16 protein-coding genes and 3 pseudogenes are annotated in these 24007 nt (G+C 61.4%); 10 read left to right on the top strand and 9 right to left on the bottom strand.

From position 1 onward, the window contains the following. The first annotated feature begins 151 nt into the window (after positions 1-151). From ampC to EJA72_RS18350, 4 genes are all read left to right on the top strand, one after another. Positions 152-1318: a class C beta-lactamase gene (gene ampC, locus EJA72_RS18335; protein ID WP_157712822.1), complete on the top strand. Its 1167-nt coding sequence runs from the start codon at positions 152-154 to the stop codon at positions 1316-1318. Positions 1319-1487: 169 nt separating this feature from the next. Continuing rightward, complete coding sequence (locus EJA72_RS18340; protein WP_157712823.1) at positions 1488-2111, top strand: response regulator transcription factor; 624 nt, start codon at positions 1488-1490, stop codon at positions 2109-2111. Between the two features lie 3 nt (positions 2112-2114). Continuing rightward, on the top strand, positions 2115-5684 hold the full coding sequence (locus EJA72_RS18345) for an ATP-binding protein (protein ID WP_157712824.1): 3570 nt from the start codon (positions 2115-2117) through the stop codon (positions 5682-5684). 259 nt (positions 5685-5943) lie between these two features. Further along, positions 5944-8052 carry an autotransporter outer membrane beta-barrel domain-containing protein gene (locus EJA72_RS18350; RefSeq protein ID WP_157712825.1) on the top strand — a complete coding sequence of 703 codons (2109 nt, stop codon included), beginning with the start codon at positions 5944-5946 and terminating at the stop codon, positions 8050-8052. Between the two features lie 152 nt (positions 8053-8204). On the opposite strand, the gene EJA72_RS18355 is transcribed toward EJA72_RS18350, so the two are convergent. From EJA72_RS18355 to EJA72_RS18365, 3 genes are all read right to left on the bottom strand, one after another. Beyond that, positions 8205-8762, bottom strand: coding sequence for a DUF4174 domain-containing protein (locus tag EJA72_RS18355; RefSeq protein ID WP_157712826.1), 558 nt, complete (start codon positions 8760-8762; stop codon positions 8205-8207). Between the two features lie 220 nt (positions 8763-8982). Further along, positions 8983-9768 (bottom strand): sulfite exporter TauE/SafE family protein, encoded by a 786-nt coding sequence (locus EJA72_RS18360; protein ID WP_157712827.1) that lies wholly within the window; start codon positions 9766-9768, stop codon positions 8983-8985. Positions 9769-9999: 231 nt separating this feature from the next. After that, positions 10000-10749: a hypothetical protein gene (locus tag EJA72_RS18365; RefSeq protein WP_157712828.1), complete on the bottom strand. Its 750-nt coding sequence runs from the start codon at positions 10747-10749 to the stop codon at positions 10000-10002. A gap of 212 nt (positions 10750-10961) precedes the next feature. On the opposite strand from EJA72_RS18365, the gene EJA72_RS18370 reads away from it, so the two are divergent. Then, complete coding sequence (locus EJA72_RS18370) at positions 10962-11783, top strand: aldo/keto reductase (protein WP_157712829.1); 822 nt, start codon at positions 10962-10964, stop codon at positions 11781-11783. Positions 11784-11812: 29 nt separating this feature from the next. After that, positions 11813-12283, top strand: a complete 471-nt coding sequence (locus EJA72_RS18375) for a DUF1810 domain-containing protein (protein ID WP_157712830.1) — start codon at positions 11813-11815, stop codon at positions 12281-12283. Here EJA72_RS18375 and EJA72_RS18380 read toward each other — a convergent pair. The 3 genes from EJA72_RS18380 to EJA72_RS18390 form a co-directional block, all read right to left on the bottom strand. Next, complete coding sequence (locus tag EJA72_RS18380; RefSeq protein WP_178129434.1) at positions 12248-14608, bottom strand: DNA polymerase II; 2361 nt, start codon at positions 14606-14608, stop codon at positions 12248-12250. The genes EJA72_RS18375 and EJA72_RS18380 overlap by 36 nt on opposite strands. An 81-nt stretch (positions 14609-14689) precedes the next feature. Further along, positions 14690-15142 carry a DMT family transporter gene (locus EJA72_RS18385; protein WP_157712832.1) on the bottom strand — a complete coding sequence of 151 codons (453 nt, stop codon included), beginning with the start codon at positions 15140-15142 and terminating at the stop codon, positions 14690-14692. Between the two features lie 2 nt (positions 15143-15144). After that, positions 15145-15624, bottom strand: coding sequence for a DMT family transporter (locus tag EJA72_RS18390; RefSeq protein ID WP_157712833.1), 480 nt, complete (start codon positions 15622-15624; stop codon positions 15145-15147). 242 nt (positions 15625-15866) lie between these two features. Here EJA72_RS18390 and EJA72_RS18395 point away from each other — a divergent pair, with 242 nt between their 5' ends. Further along, complete coding sequence (locus tag EJA72_RS18395; RefSeq protein ID WP_157712834.1) at positions 15867-16802, top strand: LysR family transcriptional regulator; 936 nt, start codon at positions 15867-15869, stop codon at positions 16800-16802. 142 nt (positions 16803-16944) lie between these two features. Here EJA72_RS18395 and EJA72_RS29755 read toward each other — a convergent pair whose 3' ends face one another. From EJA72_RS29755 to EJA72_RS18405, 3 genes and pseudogenes are all read right to left on the bottom strand, one after another. After that, positions 16945-17766, bottom strand: coding sequence for a methyl-accepting chemotaxis protein (locus EJA72_RS29755; protein WP_372240717.1), 822 nt, complete (start codon positions 17764-17766; stop codon positions 16945-16947). 36 nt (positions 17767-17802) lie between these two features. After that, positions 17803-18627: pseudogene (locus EJA72_RS29760) on the bottom strand (cache domain-containing protein); the annotation flags it as partial. An 84-nt stretch (positions 18628-18711) separates the two neighbouring features. Beyond that, the gene (locus EJA72_RS18405; protein WP_178129437.1) at positions 18712-20031 is read right to left on the bottom strand and encodes a Na+/H+ antiporter NhaC family protein; all 1320 of its coding nucleotides are present in this window, start codon (positions 20029-20031) and stop codon (positions 18712-18714) included. A 694-nt stretch (positions 20032-20725) separates the two neighbouring features. Between EJA72_RS18405 and EJA72_RS29765 the strand changes: the two are divergent. The 3 genes and pseudogenes from EJA72_RS29765 to tal all read left to right on the top strand — a co-directional run. Continuing rightward, positions 20726-21694, top strand: a pseudogene (locus EJA72_RS29765) (HAMP domain-containing protein); the annotation flags it as partial. Positions 21695-21970: 276 nt separating this feature from the next. After that, positions 21971-22552, top strand: a pseudogene (locus EJA72_RS29770) (methyl-accepting chemotaxis protein); the annotation flags it as partial. A 392-nt stretch (positions 22553-22944) separates the two neighbouring features. Then, complete coding sequence (gene tal / locus EJA72_RS18415; protein WP_157712838.1) at positions 22945-23871, top strand: transaldolase; 927 nt, start codon at positions 22945-22947, stop codon at positions 23869-23871. The last annotated feature ends 136 nt before the right edge of the window (positions 23872-24007 follow it).

Here is a 24007-nt window from a genome sequence, read left to right on the forward strand (position 1 = left end):
CACATTTTGCATTTATGTGACTGAAAGTCCGCCATCGCGAGCAGGCTCGCTCCCACAGGGGGCAGCATCAACCGCATGATCTCGGGGGACCTTCGAAAGCGCGCAGTGCCTTGATGGTAATCTATCGAATCTCATAGTCTTCGGCTCAAAAATGCATAACTTCAAACTCCGCAGAACCTTGTCCTGCAGCGCCTTCGGGCTGTTCCTGGGTGCCGGTTACTGCCTTGCCGGCACGCCCACGGACGCGCAGATCGAAGCGGCGGTCAAAGACGCCGTCCTGCCAGTCATGCAGCAACAGAAGATTGCGGGCATGGCGGTCGCGGTCACCCTCAACGGCCAACCGCATTACTTCAACTACGGCGTGGTCTCGAAGGAAAACGGCAAGGCTGTCACCCAAGACACGCTGTTCGAGATCGGCTCGGTGAGCAAAACCTTCACCGCTACCCTCGCCGCCTACGCTCAGGCGAGCGGAAAAATGTCCTTGTCCGACAAGGCCAGCGACCTTCTCCCGGCGTTGCGCGGCAGCGCATTCGATCACGTCAGCGTGCTGCAACTGGGCACCTACACCGCCGGTGGCTTGCCGCTGCAATTCCCCGACGATGCCGATGCGCCGGACACGATGCTCGGCTATTTCAAACAGTGGAAACCGGCCTACGCCGCCGGCAGCCATCGGCTGTATTCGAACCCCAGCCTGGGGTTGTTCGGCTATCTGGCCGCCCACAGCATGGGCCAGCCCTTTGATCAGTTGATGGAAAAGACCCTGCTGCCCAAGCTCGGGTTGCAGCACACGTTCCTCACCGTGCCGCAGGATCAGCTGGCGCTCTACGCCCAGGGTTACAACAAAGATGAAAAACCGGTGCGAGTTGGACCGGGGGCGCTGGATTCGCAAGCGTATGGCGTGAAAACCAGCTCGGCGGACCTGCTTCGCTACGTTGAGGCGAACATGAAACCGGCGAACCTTGAAGCGCCGCTGCAGCAGGCCATCGCCACGACGCACAGCGGTTATTACACCGTCGGCGACATGACCCAAGGCCTGGGTTGGGAGATGTACCGCTACCCGGTCACCCTCGAAAAGCTCCTCGCCGGCAACTCGAATCAGATGGCCATGGAAGCTCACACTGTCCAATGGCTGAACCCGCCGCAGCCGCAACCGGAAAACGTGCTGATCAACAAAACCGGCTCAACCGGAGGCTTCGGTGCCTACGTGGCCTTCGCGCCGTCGAAAGACATCGGCATCGTGATCCTGGCCAACAAAAACTACCCGAACCCGGAGCGCATCAAAATCGCCCATGCGGTATTGAGCCAGTTGACCCAATAACCCCCCAATAGAAGTTGCGGAGCAGCAGTAAGGATTGGTGAATACCATTGCATCGCCCCCCAAACCGCGTACGATCCCGCCCTTTTTAATCCAGCCCGCCACGCATCAGCCCCGCAACGCTGCCCGACAGCTCAGGGACTATGCTGAATCAGGGCATGAGGGCTGATTGATGAAAGTGCTGTTGGTCGATGATCACGCGGTGGTACGCATGGCGATCGGGATGATTCTGGCCCGCGAGGGCCATGAGATTGTCGGCGAGTGCGACAACGGCGTGGACGCCCTCAGCAAAGCCTTCGAACTCAAGCCCGATGCGATTGTGCTCGACCTGGACATTCCGCAACTCGATGGCATGGCGGTCATCGACCGCTTGCGTATCGGTGGCAGTGCGGCCCATGTGCTGGTTCATACCGGGTTGAAAAGCCAGGCCTACGCGGCGCAATGCCTGCGTGCCGGCGCGTCGGCCTTCCTGTCGAAAATCGACGACCCGGCAGAGATCGCCGCCGCTCTCAAAGCGGTGGCCAGCGGCAAAACCTGGTTCCCCATCGGCACCTTCGATTCGGTGCGCAAAAGCGATTTCGCACAGAACGAAGCGCAGTTATTGAGCGCCGTCACCCGCCGCGAACTCAAGGTGTTGCACGGCCTGGCGCTGGGCAAAAGCAACAAACAGATCGCCGATGACATGTTGCTCAGCAACAAGACCATCAGCACCTACAAAACCCGCCTGATGCAGAAGCTCAACGTGTCGACGCTGCTGGAACTGATCGAGTTCGCCAAGCGTAACGACCTGGTCTGAACCATGATTGTTCTCCGTCGAGTGCTGCTGGGTGTGCTGATGCTGCTGTCGTTGCACACGTCCGCCGAACCGCTTGCGCTGCTCAGCCGCGCCGCCGACAGCAGCGTCACCCCGACGCTCACTGCCGAGCAACGCCAATGGCTGACGCACAAGGCGGTGTTGCGGGTCGGCGTGTATAGGCCCGACCGGCCACCGCTGGACATTACCGCCAACCAGAAGGATTACGAAGGCCTGTCTGCCGATTACCTCGACGTGCTCGCGCGTGGACTGGGCGTGCGCCTTCAGATCGAACGCTACGCCAGCCAAGCGCTCGCCCTGGCAGCGCTGCAACAGGATGAAGTGGACCTGGTTCCGCGGATCAATCACCTGGAAGCGGACCCTACCGACCTGCTGTTGAGTGCGCCTTATGCCTACGACCAGGCGGTCTTGATCAGCCGCTTCGGCACCCACTGGCCCAATGACCGGCCACCCGCGGGTACCACGGTGTTGTTCGATTCCGACTGGATCAACCAGGATCGTGTGGCCGCGCTGTTTCCAGAGCTGTCCGTGGAATCGGTGGATTCGACCGACCAAGGCCTCGGACGGGTCGCCTATGGCGAGGGCATGGTGTTGTTGACCGACGCGATTTCCGCGCAGTACCTGGTGCAGCGCAGCTATCAGCAAAGCCTGAAACAGACCATCCAGCGCGACTCCGAGGGCCAGGGCTTCAGCTTTGCTGTACGCCGCGAGGGCACTCCGTTGCTTACGTTGCTCAACAACGCCCTGACCCATATTTCACCCCAGGAGCGCAGCGTGATCGCCCGGCGTTGGGGCATCGGAGACAATCCGAAGCTGGGTTACAACCGCCTGCAACTGACCCCGGGCGAACAGCAATGGATCAAGGATCATCCGCAAATCGACGTGCTGGCCAACGACCTGTATTCCCCCTTCAGCTTCTTCAATGCCGACGGGCAGTTGCGGGGCATGGCCGCTGATCTGCTGGAGTCGATCAACGACCGCACGGGCCTGGTCTTTCATCCGGCCAGAATTACGTCGGTCGAGGCGATGTCCAGTCGCGTGCAGCGTGACCCGGTCAGCCTCATCGGCGCCCTGACCTACAGCGACCAGCGCGCGGCCAGCATGACGTTTTCCCGCCCCTATGCCATCAACCCCTTCGTGCTGGTGACCCGTGTTCCGTCAGACCACACGGGTCTGGCCGGGTTGAAGGGCCGGCGCGTGGCGATCATCAAAGGCTCGGCGGCCGCCAATTGGCTGGAACGGGAGTGGCCGGACATTCAGCGGCTTGAAGTCGAGGTGCCCATCGAGTGCTATGAGCTGCTCGCGGAGGGTAACGTCGAAGGTGTGATCCAGCCGCAATTGGGTGCTACCTATTTGATCGACCGGTTTTTCCGTGGCCGCCTGCAGATCGATTCGGTGATTGGTATTCAGCCCGCCCTGATCGGTTTCGCCACCGGGAAAGAGAACCGCGAACTGATCTCGATCCTCGACAAGGCCTTGCTCGACATCAGCCCCGACCGGCTCACCGACCTGGCCAACCGCTGGCAAAACCCGCAGGAGAGCGAGGGCGGCTGGAACGTCTACAAAAGCTGGTTTTACAAAGCCGTGCTGGGCCTGCTGGCGGTGGTGATGGCGGTGCTGGCCTGGAACCTCGGGCTGCGTCGGCAAATGGCGGAGCGCCTCAAAGCGCAGAAAGCCTTGAGTGACCAACTGGTGTTCATGAAGGTGCTGGTGGACGGCACGCCGCATCCGATCTACGTGCGCAATCGGCAGGGGTTGTTGCAGACCTGCAATCGCGCGTACCTGCACGTGATGGAAATCGAGCTTGAACAGGTGCTGGGCAAAGGCTTGATCGAGGCGAATATCCTCGCCCCCGAGGATGCCTGGCGTTACAAGCGGATCCATCAGGCGACCCTGGCCAGTGGAGAGCCGTCGTTCGACAATTTCACCATGGCGGTCAAAGGCAAGACCTACCACATCTATCACTGGGCCCTGCCCTATCGCGATTCCGACGGCACCATGACCGGCGTCATTGGCGGCTGGATCGACCTCACGGAACAGCAAAACCTGCAACACGCCTTGCATCAGGCCAAGGACCTGGCCGAATCGGCCAATCGCGGCAAGAGCCATTTCCTGGCGGTGATGAGTCACGAGATCCGCACGCCCATGAGCGCACTGATCGGTGTGCTTGAACTGCTGCGCGACCAGCGCCCGGACAGTGACCTGATCGACATCGCGCAGAAGTCTGCCGGCGGCATGATGGAGTTGATTGGCGAGATTCTCGACCTGTCGAAAATCGAGTCCGGCAAATTCGAACTGCGCAGCGGTGCGTGCCATCCCGTACGCGTGATCAACACAGTGATCGAGGGTTTCGCCAGCCTCGCCCAGCAGAAAAACGTGGCGTTGAACTTCATCAGCCACGGGCCGGAGATTGCCATGGCGCTGGACTCGCTGCGGTTCCGGCAAATCGTGTCCAACCTGATCAGCAATGCAATCAAGTTCACCTCGCGAGGTACAGTCTATGTCGAGCTGACACTGGCTCCCGAGCACGCCCCCACTCATCTGCAACTGCGCGTGCGGGACACCGGCATCGGCATCAACGAGCAGCAGCGCCAGCGCCTGTTTCAGCCGTACACGCAGTTCGGCTCAAGCGACACCGAGTTGCAGATCGGCACCGGCCTGGGCCTGGCGATCTGTCAGCAATTGACGCAGTTGATGGGCGGCCAGCTGACTTGCACCAGCGAGCCGGGGCAAGGGTCGTGTTTCACCGTGGAACTCGACGTGGCAGTGATGGCGGAGGACGAGGCCACGCCGTCGGTTGAACCTGAGCCAATGCCAGCGCTCCCCGAGCGGAACATCCTGATCGTCGAGGATCACGCGTTCAATCGCGTGGTGCTGCAACGGCAACTTGAATCTCTCGGGATGCATGTGCGCTGTGCGGCAAACGGTGTGGAAGGTTTGCGTCTGTGGGAGCAGGAAACCTTCGATTACGTCATGACCGACTGCAACATGCCGCAGATGAGTGGTGAGCAGATGACCCGCCGCTTGAGAGCACTCGAAGCGAGCGAAGGTCGCCCGAGCACCCACGTCGTGGGCCTGACCGCCAATGCCCAGCCCGAGGAAATCCAGCGATGCCATGAAGCCGGCATGAACGATTGCCTGTTCAAACCCCTGACCCGGTCAGCCCTCGAACACTATTTGCGCCGGACCGAACACGCGTCGCAGGAGACGGCTACCTGCTTCGACCTCTCCAAAGTCCTCGACATCACCGGCGGCGAGGCGGCGATGACGCGGCAGTTGCTGGCGACCATCCTGCGCACCAACCAGGAAGACTTCGATGCCATGCAGGCGCTGTTCACGGCCGGTGATTTCAGCGCCATGGGGCGGCGCTGCCACAAGATCCTCGGGAGTGCGCGGATCATCCATGCGATGGCGTTGATCAACGCGTGTGAACAGCTTGAACGGGGGTGTGACGAAGCGGTTGCGCCGGAAGAGTTGGCCCAATTGCACCGACATTTCGTCGGCCATATGCAGCATCTACAAAGAAGTCTTGAGGCACAACACAGTTCCTTGTAGCAGCTGGCGAAGCCTGCGTTCGGCTGCGTAGCAGTCGTAAAATCAGGTAACGCGGTGTATCAGGAAAAACCGCATGCTCAGGGTTTACGACTGCTACGTCCGAACGCGGCCCGAACCGAACGCAGGCTTCGCCAGCTGCTACAAGTTATGCGCCCACCTGTAGGACTCATCCTACAAAAACATGGGAAGCGCCTGCGTTACCCGACTCGTCCGCCCCCGGAGAATCCGCGCCTTTCTCCCCTGCAGTCGGCGGATCTCCATGTTTCAATCTGGTGTGCGTTTTTCCCGGTTTTCGGTATCTGGCGCCTTGTTGATGTTTGGCCTGGCGCCCGTCAACGCGTTCGCGGCGAACTGCGACGTGATGAGTTGCCTGACAACCACCCAGTCCCATGTGTTGCTGGACGATGGCAACATTCTGAATGTGGGCACCGGCGGCACACTGATCGACAGCCAGGTGAGCAACGGCCACTTCAGACTCTGGGACTCGGGACAAGCGCTCGGCACCACGGTTTCAGGAGACGGCTGGTTGCAGCTCGATGACAGGGCATCGGCTTCTGGCACTGTCGTGGAAAACGGCCAGATGGTTGTTCTCGGCTCGGCCACCGCTTTTGACACTACGCTCAATGACGGGTTGCTCGATGTGGCGCAAAACGCGGCGGTCAGCGGCACTTTGCTCAACGGTGGCAGCCTGTATGTGTACATGAATGCCTTGGCAAAGGGCACCACCGTCAACCATAGCCAGATGCACGTCTATCAGGACGCCAATGCCGAACAGACGACGGTCAACGACGGCGGTGTCCTCTCGGTCAGCGACCGCGCCTCGGTCCGCGAAACCGTGGTCAATCAGGGCGGCCGGCTGGAAAGCGTGGCGGGCACCGTGGTCGCTGACACGACCGTGAATCGGGGCGGCACGATGGTGTTGGGTGACCGGGCCGAAGCCAGTGATACGACAATTAACCAGGGTGGTTTGCTGCAACTCAAGGGTGATGCGGTCCTCGGCTTCTATAGTCATGTTAAGGGTCAGGTCCACTTCGCCGACCCTGCCGTCAACGGCTTCCACACCCTGCTGATCAAAGGCCCGCTGAGCGGCAACGGCACCTTTGCGATGAACACCGACCTGGCCGGGCAACAAGGTGACTTGCTGCGCGTGCAAGGTCAGATCAGCGGCAGCCATACGCTGGTGGTCGCGGATTCGGGCAACGCTCCGGCCAATGCGCGGGCATTGGCGCTGGTGGACGGGAACGGCGGAAGTGGTGACTTTCGGCTCGATGGCAACACCGTGGATGCCGGGGCCTTTCGTTACGAGTTGCAGCACATTGGCGAGGACTGGTACCTGATTAATTCGGCGGATACCGGCGCGGAAAATCTTCCAGACAGCCCGGCCAATCCGCAGACGCCGCAGAGTCCTGTTAATCCTGCCGAGCCGGTGCAACCTCACCGCCCTCAGGCCGACACCCTGAGCAAGGGCGCCAACGCGGCCATCGCCAGTCACGCCGCGAGCGCCGCGCTGATCAGCGCGCAGATGAGCGCCACCACCGGGCATTTCGCTGAGCTGCGCTCCGGCAAGGATCAGGGCGGTGTGTGGACGCGCGGCTACGGCGCCGGACAACACCTGGACACGGGCGCAAGCCGGGCTTTCCAGCAACAGGTCAACGGCATGGAAATCGGTGCCGACCACGCCCTGCCCTTCGCCGATGGCACGCTGTATGTGGGCGGGTTGATCGGCCAGGGTCAGGGTCGGCAGGACTTCGGCGAAGCCAGCAAAGGCACGATCGACAGCACCACGCTCGGCGGCTACGCCAGCTATCTGGACCGTAGCGGTGTGTACGTGGACGGTGCGCTGAAATACAGCCGCCTGGACAACGACATCAACGTCACCAGCAACCTCGGCAACAGGGTCAAGGCGCACTTCAAGAACCACGCGGTGAGCGCGGATGTGTTCGTCGGCCGGCACATCGACCTTGGCCAGAACTGGTTTGTCGAACCGCAGGCAGGGCTGCAACTAACGCGCATCAGCGAAGGCCGGTACACCGCCAGCAATGGTTTGAGCGTCGAGCAGGAGGCGATGAACTCGGTGCAAAGCCGCGTCGGCGCGATGCTCGGGCGTGATCTGCAGTTGAGCAACGGCGTGGCAGTGAAGCCCTATGCCAAGGCGACGTGGATCACCGAACATGCCGGCGACAGTCAGGTGACCGTCAGCGACGCGAAGCTCGACAGCCGCTTGCCCGGCTCACGAGGCGAGATGGGTGGCGGCGTCATGGTGAGGGCGGCGGACAAGCACAACTTCTTCGCCGAGGGTGGGTACACCAAGGGCAGCGACCTCGAACAGCCCTGGGCGGCGACGGTGGGTTATCGCTACAGCTGGTGATTCCGACCAAAACACATACCTGTGGCGAGGGAGCTTGCTCCCGCTCGGCTGCGCAGCAGTCGTCTTGGGTCGACAGTGCGCGGCGCCTGGTTTGGGGCCGCTTCGCGACCCAGCGGGAGCAAGCTCCCTCGCCACAAAAAAATCACTCAGTTTCAATCATCCGGCATTTCCGGTGGCTTGGTCGGCTTCGCCGGTTTGCCAGATTTTGCACCCTTGGCCCCCTTGGCACCTTTCACCGGTGCAGCTTCTTCCTGCGGCGGCGGAGGTGGCGGCGCGACTTCGCTCTCTGTCGCCGGCAACTGGTCAATCGCGCTGAAGATCGCCTTCAGGTCCAGCGTATCGGATTGTTCGAGTTTCTTTTCGCCGTCCTTGCCGACCAGAATCACCTTGGTCTTGGCCCCGGCGCCCAACTTCAGCGAGCGGATCAAGGCCGCCGTGTCTTGCGGCCCCAGGTCTTTGCCTTCGCGCTGGCCCATCAGGTTGAGCACGGTGTAGAGCACCATGTTTCGATCAGCGAAACCCTTCTTGTTGTCCGGTTCTTCCAGGGATTTCTTGAGGCTGACCCAGGCCGGATCGACCGTGCTGGGAGCGATAACAATCAGTGGCCGAGACCTGCCCTTGTCCATGTCCAGCGGTGAGTCGCCATCGGCGGCGAACAAGGGGCCGGCAATCGCCAGCAAGGTTGCCAGGGTCAATGACCTGATGAGCATGCGCATCTCCTTTTGATATCCACGCTCTAATGATTGCGCATCGCGGCGTTCGTTCCGGGTGACGCACCGCAATTGTGTTCCGCCTTGCCCCAAGCTTAGGTCAGGGCAGTCATTGCGCAACAGGCTTGCACCGTAGTCGGGTGTGGCGATGGCCCGGACGGGCTTCGCAGGGAGATGTTCACCCGGCCTTGAAGCCGGGTGACTGACGACTGATACGGAATCAGAACGCCAGTTTGTAGCCGATCAGCACCAGCATCGTCGCCAGGCAAGGACGCAACAGCTCATCGGAGACGCGGCCAGTCAGGTGACTGCCCAGCCAGATCCCCGGCAGCGAACCGATCAGCAAATAGCCCAGCACGTGCCAGTCCATATTGCCCATGCTCGCATGGCCGAGACCGGCGACCAGGGTCAGCGGCACGGCGTGGGCAATTTCAGTCCCGACCAGACGACGGGTCGGCAGCAGCGGATAAAGGATGAACAGCGCCACGGTACCCAGGGCACCCGCGCCGATGGAGGTCAGCGCGACCATGGTGCCGAGCACCAGGCCGGTGATGACGGTCATCACATTCAGTCGCGGGCCACTGGGGTTGTAGTTGCCACCCGCGCGTTTATGCGCGAAGTCGAGCAGGCGCTTCTTGAAGAGAATCGCCAATGCCGTGGCGAACAGCACGAAGCCCAATGACTGCTTGATCACGGCGTTCATGGCGTCGGGCGAGGTGTGCAGTGTGCTCAGGAACCACAGGGTCATGGCCACCGCCGGCACACTGCCGAGGGTCAGCCAGCCGGTGATGGCCCAGTCAATGTTCTTGTTCTTGCGATGAACCAATACGCCGCTGGATTTGGTGATCGCCGCGTACAACAGGTCCGTGCCCACCGCCGTGGCCGGGTTGATCCCGAACCACAACAGGATCGGGGTCATCAACGAACCGCCGCCCACGCCCGTCATGCCGACGATAAAGCCGACCACCAACCCTGCAACGACCAACCCTAAGTTGACGAGATCCATTAACACGCCCACAAAAAACGCATGAAAAAACTGGCCCGCAGCATAGCGATTTTTCTTATAACCACTTATATCGATGCGGTCTATCGTTATTCCTCGATGACGAAATCACCGCTTTAATTGTGGGAGCGAGCCTGCTCGCGATGGCGGAGTGCCAGCCTCCCCACATGCTGAATCGTAGATCGCTATCGCGAGCAGGCTCGCTCCTACAGGGGATTTGCGTAGTTTCCAGGCTCACTGCACCGGCAGGAAATTGAGGAAGAGCAAACTCTGCGCATAATTCAGGCCGATCCGCCGATAGCGCTCGTCGAGCATCTGCGTCAGCAAGTCCAGGCGCGCGACGATCTTGCCGAACTCCACGGCGAAACTAAGATTGCTGCCCTCCTCCGAGATCTCGTTGGAGAACAGCAACAGCTCGCCATTCTTGTTTTGCCGTTGGCTGAGGATCCAGGTGGCTTTTTCGATATTGCGTGCGGCGTTGCTGACGAACGTCGGGTTGATCGCGTCCGTCATGTAGAACTCCAGCCGATTGCCGTGGGCGGTCACCAGCATGCTGCCGATGGCATAGATGAAGGCGCCGACCCGGTCACCGAGGAATTCGGGGCTCATGGCGTAGCTCAGGGCCGCCAGGTCCTTTTTGCCCCCCAAGGTCGGCAACGGCTGTTGCTGTTCGATGGCGATGCGCACTTGCTTGCCAGCGGTGCGGGCGTCGAGGAAGCCGGATTTTTTCAACTCCTCGGGATTGCGCAGGTAAAGCTTGTTCATCAGCAAATAGAGGCTGTCGAGGTTGTCGCGCATGGTCAGGGTCGCCATGCGATCGACACTGGTCTGGAGGAATTCCTGGGGGGTGCCTTCGCGAAACTGGCTGACGATGTCGCGCCCTTGCTGCTGGCTGCAACCGCTGGCGAACAGCATCGAAACGCAGGCCAGCAGCAGGCAATGGCGGCGGGCGGGAGACGTGATGAGAGGTAACACTCGAACCATGGGCACGTGCACTTGGGCATGGGCCTGAGGTGGGGATCGCCGCAGGCTGGCCAAGGGTAGAGCCATGAATCCGGAAAAAGTGCAGTGCCGGCAGTCCGACCCCGGCTCGAACGCAACCTTTGCGGCTCGCCAACGGTTACACCTCTACGGAACCTCAGGCGTATGCTGCTGCCAACCGTAGAGCGTTGATCGAGTCAAAAAAGGAGGTTTTCATGCGGACCGTCGAACTGGCAGGCGTCAACGTCCCCGTCATTGGCCAGGGCACCTGGCGCATGGGCGAAGATCCCGCCCGACGCGCCGAGGAAGTCGCCGCACTGCGCCTGGGCATCGAGCTTGGCATGACCCTGATCGACACCGCCGAAATGTACGGTGAAGGTGGCGCCGAGGAAGTGGTGGGCGAAGCCATTGCCGGTCAGCGTGACCACGTCTTCCTCGTCAGCAAGGTCTACCCGCACAACGCCAGCCGCACCGGCATTCCTCAGGCGTGCGAGCGCAGCCTGCAGCGCCTGGGCACCGACTACATCGACCTGTATTTGCTGCACTGGCGTGGCCAGTATCCACTGGAGGAAACCGTCGAGGCCTTCGAGCGGTTGCGCGAAGCGGGCAAGATCGGCCGCTGGGGCGTGTCCAATTTTGACCTCGATGACTTGCAGGCCCTGGCCTCGCCGGCCTGTGCAACCAATCAGGTGCTCTACAATCTAGAAGAGCGCGGCATAGAATTCGATCTGCTGCCGGCATGCCAACAGCATCGCCTGCCGATCATGGCTTACTGCCCGATTGGCCAGGGCGGGCAGATGCTGGCCCATCCGGCGCTCAAACACATTGCCGCCCGTCACGGCGTCACGCCAGCGCAGGTGGCGCTGGCATGGATTCTGCGACAAGAGGGCGTGATCGCTATCCCCAAGGCGGTCCGCACCGAACACGTACAGCTCAATGCGCAAGCGGCGCAGGTGCGGCTGGAAACGGGTGATCTGGAGGCGCTGGACCAAGCGTTTCGTGCGCCACAACGCAAACAGCGGTTGGCCATGGTCTAGCCATCGCAGTGGTATCAGAGGGCTTCTTCATGAGAAGCACCGATCAGTTGGACGCGTTTAATCTGCAACGCTTTGTCCAGGCGCAGGCGCCGGTGTTCGAGCGAGTTCAGGAGGAACTGAGTGCCGGCAAGAAACGTCGGCACTGGATGTGGTTCATTTTTCCGCAGATCGCCGGGCTGGGCAGCAGCGAGATGTCCCGGCATTTCGCCATTGGTTCCGCGGCGGAAGCCACGGCTTATCTGGATCACCCACTGCTGGGCGCACGGTTGCGCACTTGCACGCAGTTGGTGCTGAACGTCGAGCAACGCTCCATTGCGGACATTTTCGGCCATCCCGACGACCTCAAATTCCATTCATCCATGACCCTTTTCTGCCAGTTCGCGCCCGACGACAGCCCGTTTCACCAAGCGCTGGATCGCTACTTTCACGGGATCCAGGATGACTGGACGCTATCGCTGCTGGACTCAAAACAGGCCCAGTTGCCCACCAATCAACGTTGAAAAGTCGTCGTCCACGAAGGGCAATATCGCGTCCGCCACCGGTTGCAGCTGCCGGGTGACGTAATGGTCGTAATCGATGGCCGCGCTGCGAATCTCCAGCGGCTCGGGCCCGGCGACGCTGATGACATAGCTGATCCAGCCCCCATTCTGGTATTGCCGCGGCCGGCCCTGCTGATCGTTGAAATCGTCGGCAATGCGCGCCGCCCGCACGTGCGGCGGCACGTTGCGCTGATAGTCATCAAGGGTGCGGCGCAGGCGTTTGCGGTAGATCAGGCGATCATCGAACTCACCGGCCAGGGTTTTGCGCACGTAATCGCGCACGTAATCCTGATAAGGCTGGCGATGGAAAATCCGTGAATACAGCTCCTGCTGGAATTGTCGCGCCAGTGGCGACCAGTCGGTGCGCACGGTTTCCAGGCCCTTGTAGACCATTTCCTCGCTGCCATCGGCACGGGTGACCAGCCCGGCATACCGCTTCTTGCTGCCCTCCTCCGCCCCGCGAATGGTCGGCATCAGGAAGCGTTTGTAATGGGTTTCGAACTGCAATTCCAGGGCACTTTCCAGCCCGTATTCTTGTTTGACGTGCTCGCGCCACCACTGGTTGACGTGGTCGACCAGCGCGTGGCCGATCTTCGCCGCTTCTTCCTGGCCGTGGGCGCGGCGCAGCCAGACAAACGTCGAGTCGGTATCGCCGTAGATTACGGTGTGCCCCTGGGCCTCGATCAGTTGCCGGGTGCGCAGCATGATCTCGTGGCCGCGCAGGGTAATGGACGACGCCAGGCGCGTATCGAAGAAGCGGCAACCGCTGGAACCGAGCACGCCGTAGAACGCGTTCATGATGATTTTCAGCGCCTGGGACAGCGGCGCGTTGTGTTCGCGCTTGGCCGTTTCCCGGCCCTCGGCCACGCGGGCGACGATGGCGGGCAGGCAATGCCGGGTTCTTGAGAACCGCGCACCTCGAAAACCGGGGACGGACGCGCTGTCGTCCGGATGCTTGAGGCCTTCGATCAGCCCCACCGGGTCGATCAGAAAGGTGCGGATGATCGAGGGGTAGAGGCTTTTGTAGTCGAGCACCAGCACCGATTCGTACAGCCCCGGTTGCGAGTCCATGACAAAACCACCGGGGCTCGCCTGCGGTGGACGGCCGCCAAGGTTGGGCGCCACGAAGCCCTGGCGGTGCATCAGCGGCATGTAGAGGTGCGTGAACGCCGCCACCGAACCGCCGCTGCGATCCGCCGGCAGCCCCGTGACGCTGGCACGCTCCAGCAAAAACGTCAGCAACTGGGTCTTGGCAAAGATCTGCGTCACCAACTCGCAGTCCTTGAGGTTGTACCTGGCCAGCGCCGGTTTGTCCTCGGCGAACATGCGATTGATTTCGTCCATGCGCTGGTACGGCGTGCTGATCGACTTGCCCTCACCGAGCAGGGTCTGGGCGACGTTTTCCAGGCTGAACGAGGGGAAACTCCAGGTTGCCGAACGCAGCGACTCGATGCCATCGATGATCAATCGGCCCGCCGCCGCAGCGAAGTAATGGTTGCCGCTACCGTGTTCGCGCCATTGCATTTCCTCGCCGCCACGCCCCAGTTTCAGCGGCACCGCCAAGCGTCGGGCGTGTTCGTGCAGCACCCGCAAATCGAACTGCACGACGTTCCAGCCGATGATCGCGTCGGGGTCGTGCCGCTCGAACCATTCGTTGAGTTTTTTCAGCAGCAGGGTTCGGGAGTCGCAGTATTCGAGCTGGAAATCGACGCCCGAATCGTCGCCGTTGGGCGGGCCGAGCATGTACACCTGGCGCTCGCCGCAGCCTTCAAGCGCAATCGAATACAACTCACCCTGGGCGGTGGTTTCGATGTCCAGGGACACCAACCGGAGGTTCGGTCGATAAGTGGGGTCGGGTTTCATTTGTGCGTCGAGCAGCAGGCCCTCGGCATCTGGCGTGCCACCGAAAATGACCGGCGCGGTGATGAATCGCTCCATCATGTAGCGCTCCGGCGGGCGCACGTCGGCTTCGAACACATCGACGCCCGCCCTTCTCAGTGCGGTGTCGAGGCGGATCAATTGACCGTGCTGCTGGCAATACAGGCCGAGCACCGGGCGGTGCTCGAAATCCATAAGGGCCAATGGCCGCAACTCGACGTTTTTCTCACCCTGCAGCAGCGCTGCGGCCTGCTCACGCTGGAGGGCCGGAAGGAACGCCACCGACGGTTGATGAGGCAGGCGGATGCGCCGGGGCCCCTGGTCGGTCGCCAGCCAGAACTCGACTTCCGTGCCGGCCGGGGTGTCGCGCCAATGCCGGGTCAGGACGAAGCCCTGCTGTAAATCCACCGCTGCAACCTCAAGATCCGATTCAAGCCGCAATTCTACGCGTGCCCGCCCTGAAAAGATCGCACCGGCAACGGATCGACGTCAGGCCTGGCGCGTGTTGCTGCGGTACATGAACAGCAACGCCAGCGCGAGGCAGACCATTGCCAGGATCCGGTTGCCGGACAGCTCGATAGCCGGGTTGCCCAGCCAGCCGAAATTGTCGATCAGCATGCCCATGCCGAGTTGCCCGACGATCACCGCCACGGTCGCCACGGCGGTGCCGACTCGCGGCACGGCGCCGACCATCACCATCATGTACACCACGCCGAACAAGGCACCGCTGAGCTGCCACTTCGGCACGTCCAGCAAACTCACCGCCTGGGCCGGCTCGAAAAACAGGATCAGCAAACCGGTCACCACCGCACCCACCACGAACGTCAGCAAACTGCTGCGCAACACGCCGACGGTCTCGCCGAGACGGCCATTGATCGCCGCCTGGACACTCAGTACCGCACCAGCAGCCACGACCACCGCCAACAACATAATCAGATTCATCATTAACCCCGAGCGATCAGAACAAGTGCCACGACAATCAACAGCAAGGCCAGCCAACGCTCAGCGTTGACCTTTTTCCGCGCCGCGCCTAACCAGCCGAAGTGATCGATCAGCACGCTTTTGCCGACCTGCCCGGAGAGGATCGCGATCATGGTCATGGCGATGCCGATGTGCGGCGTGGCCAGCGTCAGCACCACCACATACATCGGCCCGAGGAACCCGCCGATCAACTGCCAACGCGGCAATTCGCCGAGTGCCGGCCCTTGCTGCGGGCCGCTGAACAACAGCAACAAAAACAAGATCGCCGAGCCAACGCCGAAGATGCTCAAGGTCGCCCACAAATGCCCGACCTGCCCCCCAAGCGGGCCGAGCAACCCGGCCTCCACGGACAGGCCCATGCCGGCGAGGATCACCAGCGGCAATAGCAACAAGCGCAGCCCTGTCCCGGGTGTTGCAGCGATTTCGATTGACGGAGATTGCATAAAAGCACCTGCGAGTTCAGATAAAACACCCATCCACCTGCGGGAGCGAGCCTGCTCGCGATTGCGATTTGTCAGTCACATTGATGTTGGATGTGCCGGCGCTATCGCCGGCAAGCCGGTCTCGCTCCCACAGGGATTTGTGTGGTCTGTGGAATTGGTGGGCATTATCGGTTGGCATTGCGTTGCGATAAATGGGAGCATCCCGACAACACTTTTGCGTAACCCGCACAGCAGGATTCAACATGCACGGCCTCAACGAATTGGGTTTCAAGGCACTCCGGCTCTTTGTCGCGGTACTCGATCACGGCAGTTTTTCCGAAGTCGCTCGCCGTGAAGGCCTCGCGCCCTCGTCGATTTCCCGGCAAATCCAGCTGATGGAACAGGCACTGAACCAGCAATTGCTCTACCGCCATACCCGCGCCGTCACGCCCACCGAAGCCGGACGCATGCTCGGGCATCACGCGCGATTGGTGCTGGTGCAACTGGAGGAAGCCGAACAGGCGCTGCAGGAACAGCAAAGCGAACCCACCGGCCTGGTGCGGATCAATGCCCCGGTGGTGTTCGGGCAACGGCACCTGACGCCGTGGCTGGGAGCGTTGTGCGAGCGTTACCCGAAGCTGCAACTGGATATCCAGCAAACCGACAGCTACGTGGACCCGCTGCAGGAAGGCGCAGACCTGCTATTTCGCATCGGCCCGTTGCACGATTCGAGCATGCAGGCACGGATTCTCGCACCGCACCGCTTCCAGGTCGCGGCCAGCCCGGCCTACCTCAAGCGTTTTGGCACGCCGCAGCAGCCCAGTGATTTGGCGGCCCATCAATGCCTGGCCTACAAAGGTGTGACCGGTCAGCAACGCTGGTTTTTCCGCAAAGACCAGCAGGAGTGGACGCCCTACTCGGTCAAGGGACCGATCACCGGCAACCACGCCGACACCCTCACCCAGGCTGCCGAACAAGGCCTGGGGCTGGTGATGTTTCCGTCATGGCTGATTGGTGAAGCGGTGCGCAACGGCACGCTGGTGCCAGTGCTGGGGGATTATCAGGTGTCCAACAGCCTCGAACCGCAGCAGATCGCGGTGCTCTGGCCCGGCAGCCGACGGTTGTCAGTGAAGGTGCGCACGGTGATCGATTTCTTCGTCGAGTGTTTTGGCGCGGTGCCCTACTGGGACCGACCTTAAAACCTGAGTCAGACGCCTGCTTTTGTGGCGAGGGAGCTTGCTCCCGCTGGGCTGCGTAGCGGCCCCAAAAATCGGTGAGCGCTGCGCACTCAAGCGGGAGCAAGCTCCCTCGCCACAACAGCGTTTCGACGGGGAGGTTTCGTCAGATTCGGAACTGCCCCACCAGGCCGCCAAGGCGCTGGCCGAGTTCGGCCAGGCTGCGGGAGGTTTGGGCGCCGAGCTGGGTTTCGTCGGCGACGTTGTCCACGGCCACGGCGATCTGATGCACGCTGCGGTTGATTTCCTCGGCCACGGCGGTCTGCTCTTCGGCGGCGCTGGCGATCTGGGCGTTCATCGAATTGATGGTCGCAATCAACTGCGCCATGGTGTCGAGCGACGCCCCCGCCTCGTTCGCCTGAGCGGAAGTGCCGTCACCGGCCTCACTGGAGCGACGCATCGCTTCCACCGCCGATTGAGTGCCGGCCTGCAAGCGGTCAATCATCCCCTGGATTTCCTGGGTGCTGATTTGCGTGCGACTGGCCAGCGCCCGAACTTCGTCCGCCACCACTGCAAAACCACGACCGGCTTCACCGGCACGGGCCGCTTCGATGGCCGCGTTGAGCGCCAACAGGTTGGTCTGCTCGGCAATCGAGCGGATCACCCCCAGCACGCTGACAATCGACGACACGTCTTTTTGCAAGCTGTCGAGGGACACGCCGCTGCTGCGAATGTCATCCACCAAGGCATGAATCTTGACGATGCTGCCCGCCACCACGCGCTTGGCCGCCTGCCCTTCTTCGTCAGTCTGTTGCGCAGCGACGGCGGCGTTTTGTGCGCTTTTGGCGACTTCCTGGGCAGCGGCCGACATTTCGTTGATCGCCGTGGCGACTTGATCGGTTTCGTGACGCTGACGCTCCATCGCCTGATCGGAACGCTGGGCCTGATCGGACACCTGATTCACCAGCCCGGTCAGTTGCGAGGTCATTTCGGTGATCTGACGCACCAGGCCGTGGATCTTGTCGACGAAACGGTTGAACGAGCCGGCCAGCTCGCCGAGTTCGTCCTGGCTGGTGATGGTCAAGCGCCGGGTCAGGTCGCCCTCGCCTGCAGCGATGTCGTCGAGGTTGGCTTTCATCTGGTGCAGCGGACGCAGGATCGTGTTAGCCAGCAACATACCCACGGCAGCGATCACCAACAACACCACGGCGGCGACCCCGACGATGCTCAGCACCACGCCTTCCATGCGTTCCTGGACCTTGGCTTCGACCACTGCCACTTGCGCCTCGATACCGTCAAGGTTGACCGAGGTGCCCACCGCCATGTCCCACTTCGGCAGGTATTCGGTGTAACCGAGCTTCGGCACCTGCACCTGGTTGTTGCCGGGCAACGGCGAACTGTATTGCAGGTAGTGGGTGCCGTCTTTCGCGACTTTCACCAGGTCACGGTTGACGTAGACGCCATTCGAATCACGGTTGTCCTTGAAGCTTTGGCCCACGCCCTCCGGGCTGTTGGCCTTGAACAGGCGCACGGTGTTGGAGTCGTAGCCGAAGAAGTAGCCTTCCTTGCCGTAGGTGATGCTCGACAGCAGCTTGATCACCTGGGCCCGCGCCGCGTCATCCCCCGGCGCGGCGGCGTCATACAGCGGCTTGATCGTGGTCATGGCCACCGCGACGTAGCTTTGCAGCGTCGCCTTGGCATCGCTGAGCAGGCGCTGGCGCGTCTCCTCGACTTCCTTGTGGGCCTGTTCCTGAAGAATGAACAACGTGGTCAGGCTGATGACCAGCGCAAAGAGCAACACCGGGAGGACGGCAAGGGACAGGACTTTAGCCTTCAGGCTCATGCGCATGACGTTCACTCTTTTGATTTTTATGGCGTGGTTAAAGGCTTTAACGGCACGCCGGATCAAAAGTTGAATGCGGTCAATGTGGGATTACAGAACCATCGCGGCCAGCCAGCCGAACGCGAGCAGCGGCAGGTTGTAGTGCAGGAAGGTCGGGATGACCGTGTCCCGGATGTGATGATGCTGGCCGTCGATGTTCAGGCCGGAGGTCGGGCCCAGCGTCGAATCCGAGGCCGGCGAGCCGGTGTCACCCAAGGCTCCGGCGGTGCCGACGATGCACACGATCGCCATCGGGCTGAACCCCAGTTGCACGCACAACGGCACAAAGATCGCCGCCAGGATCGGCACCGTGGAGAACGACGAACCGATGCCGATGGTCACCGTCAGCCCCACCAGCAACATCAGCAACGCCCCCAAGGCCTGGCTGTGATCGACCCATGCGGCCGCGCTCTCGACCAGCGTGCGTACTTGCCCGGTCGCCTTGAGCACTTCGGCGAAACCCGAGGCGGCGATCATGATGAAACCGATCATCGCCATCATCTTCATGCCTTCGGTGAACAGGTCGTCCGTTTCACGCCACTTCACGATGCCCGAGACGGAAAAGATCAGAAAACCGGCCAGCGCGCCGATGATCATCGAATCCAGCAGCAACTGGATGATGAACGCCGCCGCAATCGCCAGGCCGGCAATGGCCAGGGTCATCGGGTTGTACGCGATGCTGACCTGTTCCACCTGCTCGATCTTCGCCAGGTCGTAGACCCGTGGTTTGCGATAGCTGAAAAACACCGCCACCAACAGGCCGAACACCATGCCCATCGCCGGAATCGCCATGGCGTGCATGACGTTGATCTGGCTGATGTCCACCCCGCTTTTGCTGACGTTGGCCAGCAGGATCTGGTTCAGGAAGATATTGCCGAACCCCACCGGGAACACCATGTACGGCGTGATAAGGCCGAACGTCATGACGCAGGCGATCAGCCGACGGTCCAGTTGCAGTTTGGTCAGCACGTACAAAAGCGGCGGGACCAGCAGCGGAATAAACGCGATATGTATCGGCAGAATGTTCTGTGAAGCAATGGCCACGACCCAGAGCAAGCCGATCAGCAGCCATTTGACCTGCCGACCACCGCTGGCGTGCTGACGGTCGACCATCGCCAAGGCTTTATCCGCCAGGGCGTGAGCCAGGCCGGACTTGGCAATCGCCACCGCGAAGGCACCGAGCAAGGCGTAGGACAACGCCACCGTCGCCCCGCCGCCGAGGCCGCTATTAAAGGCTTTGAGCGTGGCGTCGATGCCCAGGCCACCGGTCAGACCACCGACCAGCGCGCCCACGATCAGCGCGATCACCACATGCACGCGGGACAGGCTGAGTATCAGCATGACGCCGACCGCGGCAATTACAGCATTAATCATCTTTACCTCAGGGCAAGCGAAACGAGTCCGGCCGGCAGTCTGCGAAGAGGCGCCAGCGGATTGAAGGAATGGGTTTTATTAGAGGGCGCGCACTGTGCCGCAGCACCCGCCTCATGTCAAAGCGAACACCGCCCTTGTAGCAGCTGGCGAAGCCTGCGTTCGGCTGCGCAGCAGTCGTAAATTCGGCGCACGCGGTTTGCCTGACGCTCCGTGAGACCTGATTTTACGGCTGCTGCGCAGCCGAACGCAGGCTTCGCCAGCTGCTACAAGGGTTTTGTGTGAGCGCTTATTGGGCGAACGGATAAAGAAAGCCGCTTCTCAGCCGCTACAGTGCAAAGTCTCAGATATATATCGAATAAAGGACGTCTCCATGTCGCTCAGACAACTTTCCATCCAATGGAAAATCACCCTGCTGGCCGGGCTTTGCCTGGCGGGTATCGTGACCCTGCTCGTGGGTCTTTCGCTGTATCGCATGGAGCACAGCTCCGCGCTGGTGAAAGCCTCGAGCATGGAGATGCTGAACGAAGCCGCCCAGGCCCGCATCGAATCCCAGGGCGAAAACCAGGCGTTGAACATTCGTCAGCAGTTCATGGACGCCTATCAATACGGCCATGGCTTCTCCCGTCAGGTGCTGTTTCTGAGGGAACAGGCCGAGAAGCGCTTTCTCGATGCCTTTGACCTGCGTGAAGACATGACCCGCCAGGTCAAGTCGGCCCTGCAAGCCAACCCGGATCTGCTCGGCCTGTCGCTGGTCTTCGAAGCCAATGCACTGGACGGCAAGGACGAACTGTTTGCCGGTCAGGCAGAACTCGGCAGCAACGACAAAGGCCGATTCTCCCTGTACTGGTCGCAACCGACGCCGGGCAAGCTCACCTCCATGGCACTGCCGGAAAGCGATCTGGCCGATACCAGCACCGGCCCCAGCGGCGAGGCGGCGAATGCCTGGTTCAGCTGCCCACGCACCACGCTCAAGCCCTGCGTGATCGAACCCTACTTTTACAAGATCGACGGCCAGAACGTGTTGATGACCAGCGTGGTTTTCCCGCTGATGGTCAACGGCAAAGTCATCGCGTCGCTGTCGGTGGACATCAACCTCAACAGCCTGCAAACGGTCAGCCAGGGCGCCAGCAAGAAACTCTATGACGGTCAGACCAACGTCAGCATCATCAGCCCGGCGGGCTTGCTGGCCGGCTACAGCGCCGACGCCAGCAAACTCAGCCAGCGCCTGGAGGCCGTGGACCAGACCGATGGCGCCGAACTCGTTCGCCTGCTGGCATCCAGCACCCGTACCCAGAGCCTGCGCAGCCATCAGCAGTTGAAAGTGCTGTCGCCGTTCCTGCCGATTCCTGGCGGCAAGTCGTGGGGCGTGTTGCTCGACGTGCCGGAAAAAGTCCTGGTCGGGCCGGCTGAAACGCTGAAGAAACAACTGGATGACAGCAACACCGCCGGCACCCTGGTGGAACTCGGCCTGGGCGTGCTCGCTGCGTTGATTGGCCTGTTGCTGGTGTGGCTGATGGCACGCAGCGTGACCAAGCCGATTCTTGGCGTCGCCCACATGCTCGAAGACATTGCCAGTGGTGAAGGCGACCTGACCCGGCGCCTGGCCTACGACAAGAAGGACGAACTGGGCCAGCTGGCCGGCTGGTTCAACCGCTTCCTCGACAAGCTGCAACCGATCATCGCCGAGGTCAAACGCTCGGTGCAGGACGCGCGCAGCACGGCGGACCAGTCGTCTGCCATCGCCACCCAGACCAGCGCCGGCATGGAGCAGCAATACCGTCAGGTGGACCAGGTCGCGACCGCGTCCCACGAAATGAGCGCCACCGCCCAGGACGTCGCCCGCAGCGCCGCGCAAGCCGCCCAGGCCGCGAGGGATGCCGATCACGCCACCCGTCGCGGCCTGACCGTGATCGACCAGACCACCACCAGCATCGACAACCTCGCCGCCGACATGAGCGCGGCCATGGTGCAGGTCGAAGGCCTGGCGGCCAACAGCGAGAAAATCGGTTCGGTATTGGAAGTGATTCGCGCCATCGCCGAACAGACCAACCTGCTGGCACTCAACGCCGCGATCGAGGCGGCCCGTGCCGGTGAAGCCGGACGTGGTTTTGCCGTGGTCGCCGATGAAGTGCGCAACCTCGCCCGTCGCACCCAAGAGTCCGTCGAAGAAACCCGCCTGGTGATCGAGCACCTGCAGAGCGGCACGCAGGAGGTGGTGGGCTCGATGAGCAACAGCCATCGCCAGGCCCAGGGCAGTGTCGAGCAGGTCAGCCAAGCCGTGACAGCGCTGCGCCAGATCGGTGACGCGGTGACGGTCATCAGCGACATGAACCTGCAGATCGCCAGCGCCGCCGAGGAACAAAGTGCGGTGGCCGAGGAAATCAACAACAACGTGGCGACCATTCGCGACGTGACCGAGTCACTGTCGGGGCAGGCCAATGAATCGGCCCGGGTGAGCCAGTCGCTCAACAGCCTGGCGAATCAGCAGCAGAGTTTGATGGATCAGTTTCGCGTTTGATTATCACAGCGTCATAGGCAACAAGCGGAGCTTGCTCCATGCCAATACTATTGTGGCGAGGGAGCTTGCTCCCGCTTGAGTGCGCAGCACTCACAGTTTTTAGGGCCGCTACGCAGCCCAGCGGGAGCAAGCTCCCTCGCCACAGGGAATGAGTCGCTTGTTGTTTCTCTTAACTGACCGGCATTGCCCCTTTTGATGCCACACTGGCCACTGCCGGTCAGTTACGTTGAACCTGTGCCGCGTTTTGGCATCGTATTTATCGATACCACGCCCCGCCTTTCAAACAGCCGTTTTCAGGTTGTTGCCGCTGGGGCCATCGATACACGTACGCGCCCTTGAGTGGCTGTCAGCGCTCGGGTAATGTCATCAGACCCATAGGACAGAGCACGCCCATGACTTCCAAGCTGGAACAACTCAAGCAAATCACCACCGTCGTTGCCGACACCGGCGACTTCGAAGCAATCGCTCGCGTTAAACCCGTGGACGCTACCACCAACCCTTCCCTGCTGCTCAAAGCGGCCGCCATTCCCGCTTACGCCGAGTTGCTGAACGCTTGCGTGCGCGACTGCAAGGGCGATGTCGGCCTGGCCAGCGACCGTTTTGGCGTTGCGGTAGGGCAAGAAATCCTGAAGGTCATTCCAGGCCGCATTTCCACCGAAGTGGATGCGCGCCTGTCGTTCGACACTGACGCCGTCTTGAAGCGCGCGCACCGTCTGATCGAGCTCTATGACAAGGCCGGCATTGGCCGCGACCGCGTCCTGATCAAGATCGCGTCCACCTGGGAAGGCATCCGCGCTGCCGAGATCCTCGAAAAGGAAGGCATCCAGACCAACCTGACGCTGCTGTTCTCGTTCGCTCAGGCCGCCGCGTGTGCCGACGCCGGGGTGTTCCTGATTTCGCCGTTCGTGGGCCGCATCTACGACTGGTACAAGAAAGCCAACGGCAATGACTACACCGGCGCGGATGATCCGGGCGTCCAGTCCGTGACCCGTATCTACAATTACTACAAAGCCAATGACTACAAGACCGTCGTCATGGGCGCGAGCTTCCGCAACCTGAATCAGATCGAGCAACTGGCTGGTTGCGATCGCCTGACCATCAGCCCGGACCTGATCGACAAGCTGGCGGCAGACACTGGCAAGCTGGAGCGCAAACTGGCGCCGGGTCATGCCGGTGAAGCCCGTTTGAGCCTGAATGAAGCGCAATTCCGCTGGTTGTCCAACGAAGATGCGATGGCCACCGAGAAACTGGCCGAGGGGATTCGTCAGTTTGCCCGGGACCAGGAAAAACTTGAGGCACTGCTGCAAGCCAAGCTGTGATCTAGACACGGCAATGCAAAAAGGGCGAACCCTGATGGGTTCGCCCTTTTTTATGCTTTGAATTTCAGTGTTGGTATGACGCCTTCGCGAGCAGGCTCGCTCCCACAGGTGACGCATTTCAATGTGGGAGCGAGCC

This window comes from Pseudomonas sp. PB120 (assembly GCF_009761815.1).
Lineage (GTDB): Bacteria > Pseudomonadota > Gammaproteobacteria > Pseudomonadales > Pseudomonadaceae > Aquipseudomonas.

Excerpts from the sequence above, each read along its gene's own strand:
- ampC (WP_157712822.1), top strand. The coding sequence starts at position 152 with ATGCATAACTTCAAACTCCGCAGAACCTTGTCCTGCAGCGCCTTCGGG.
- EJA72_RS18340 (WP_157712823.1), top strand. The coding sequence starts at position 1,488 with ATGAAAGTGCTGTTGGTCGATGATCACGCGGTGGTACGCATGGCGATC.
- EJA72_RS18345 (WP_157712824.1), top strand. The coding sequence starts at position 2,115 with ATGATTGTTCTCCGTCGAGTGCTGCTGGGTGTGCTGATGCTGCTGTCG.
- EJA72_RS18350 (WP_157712825.1), top strand. The coding sequence starts at position 5,944 with ATGTTTCAATCTGGTGTGCGTTTTTCCCGGTTTTCGGTATCTGGCGCC.
- EJA72_RS18355 (WP_157712826.1), bottom strand. The coding sequence starts at position 8,762 with ATGCTCATCAGGTCATTGACCCTGGCAACCTTGCTGGCGATTGCCGGC.
- EJA72_RS18360 (WP_157712827.1), bottom strand. The coding sequence starts at position 9,768 with ATGGATCTCGTCAACTTAGGGTTGGTCGTTGCAGGGTTGGTGGTCGGC.
- EJA72_RS18365 (WP_157712828.1), bottom strand. The coding sequence starts at position 10,749 with ATGGTTCGAGTGTTACCTCTCATCACGTCTCCCGCCCGCCGCCATTGC.
- EJA72_RS18370 (WP_157712829.1), top strand. The coding sequence starts at position 10,962 with ATGCGGACCGTCGAACTGGCAGGCGTCAACGTCCCCGTCATTGGCCAG.
- EJA72_RS18375 (WP_157712830.1), top strand. The coding sequence starts at position 11,813 with ATGAGAAGCACCGATCAGTTGGACGCGTTTAATCTGCAACGCTTTGTC.
- EJA72_RS18385 (WP_157712832.1), bottom strand. The coding sequence starts at position 15,142 with ATGAATCTGATTATGTTGTTGGCGGTGGTCGTGGCTGCTGGTGCGGTA.
- EJA72_RS18390 (WP_157712833.1), bottom strand. The coding sequence starts at position 15,624 with ATGCAATCTCCGTCAATCGAAATCGCTGCAACACCCGGGACAGGGCTG.
- EJA72_RS18395 (WP_157712834.1), top strand. The coding sequence starts at position 15,867 with ATGCACGGCCTCAACGAATTGGGTTTCAAGGCACTCCGGCTCTTTGTC.
- EJA72_RS29755 (WP_372240717.1), bottom strand. The coding sequence starts at position 17,766 with ATGACCTCGCAACTGACCGGGCTGGTGAATCAGGTGTCCGATCAGGCC.
- tal (WP_157712838.1), top strand. The coding sequence starts at position 22,945 with ATGACTTCCAAGCTGGAACAACTCAAGCAAATCACCACCGTCGTTGCC.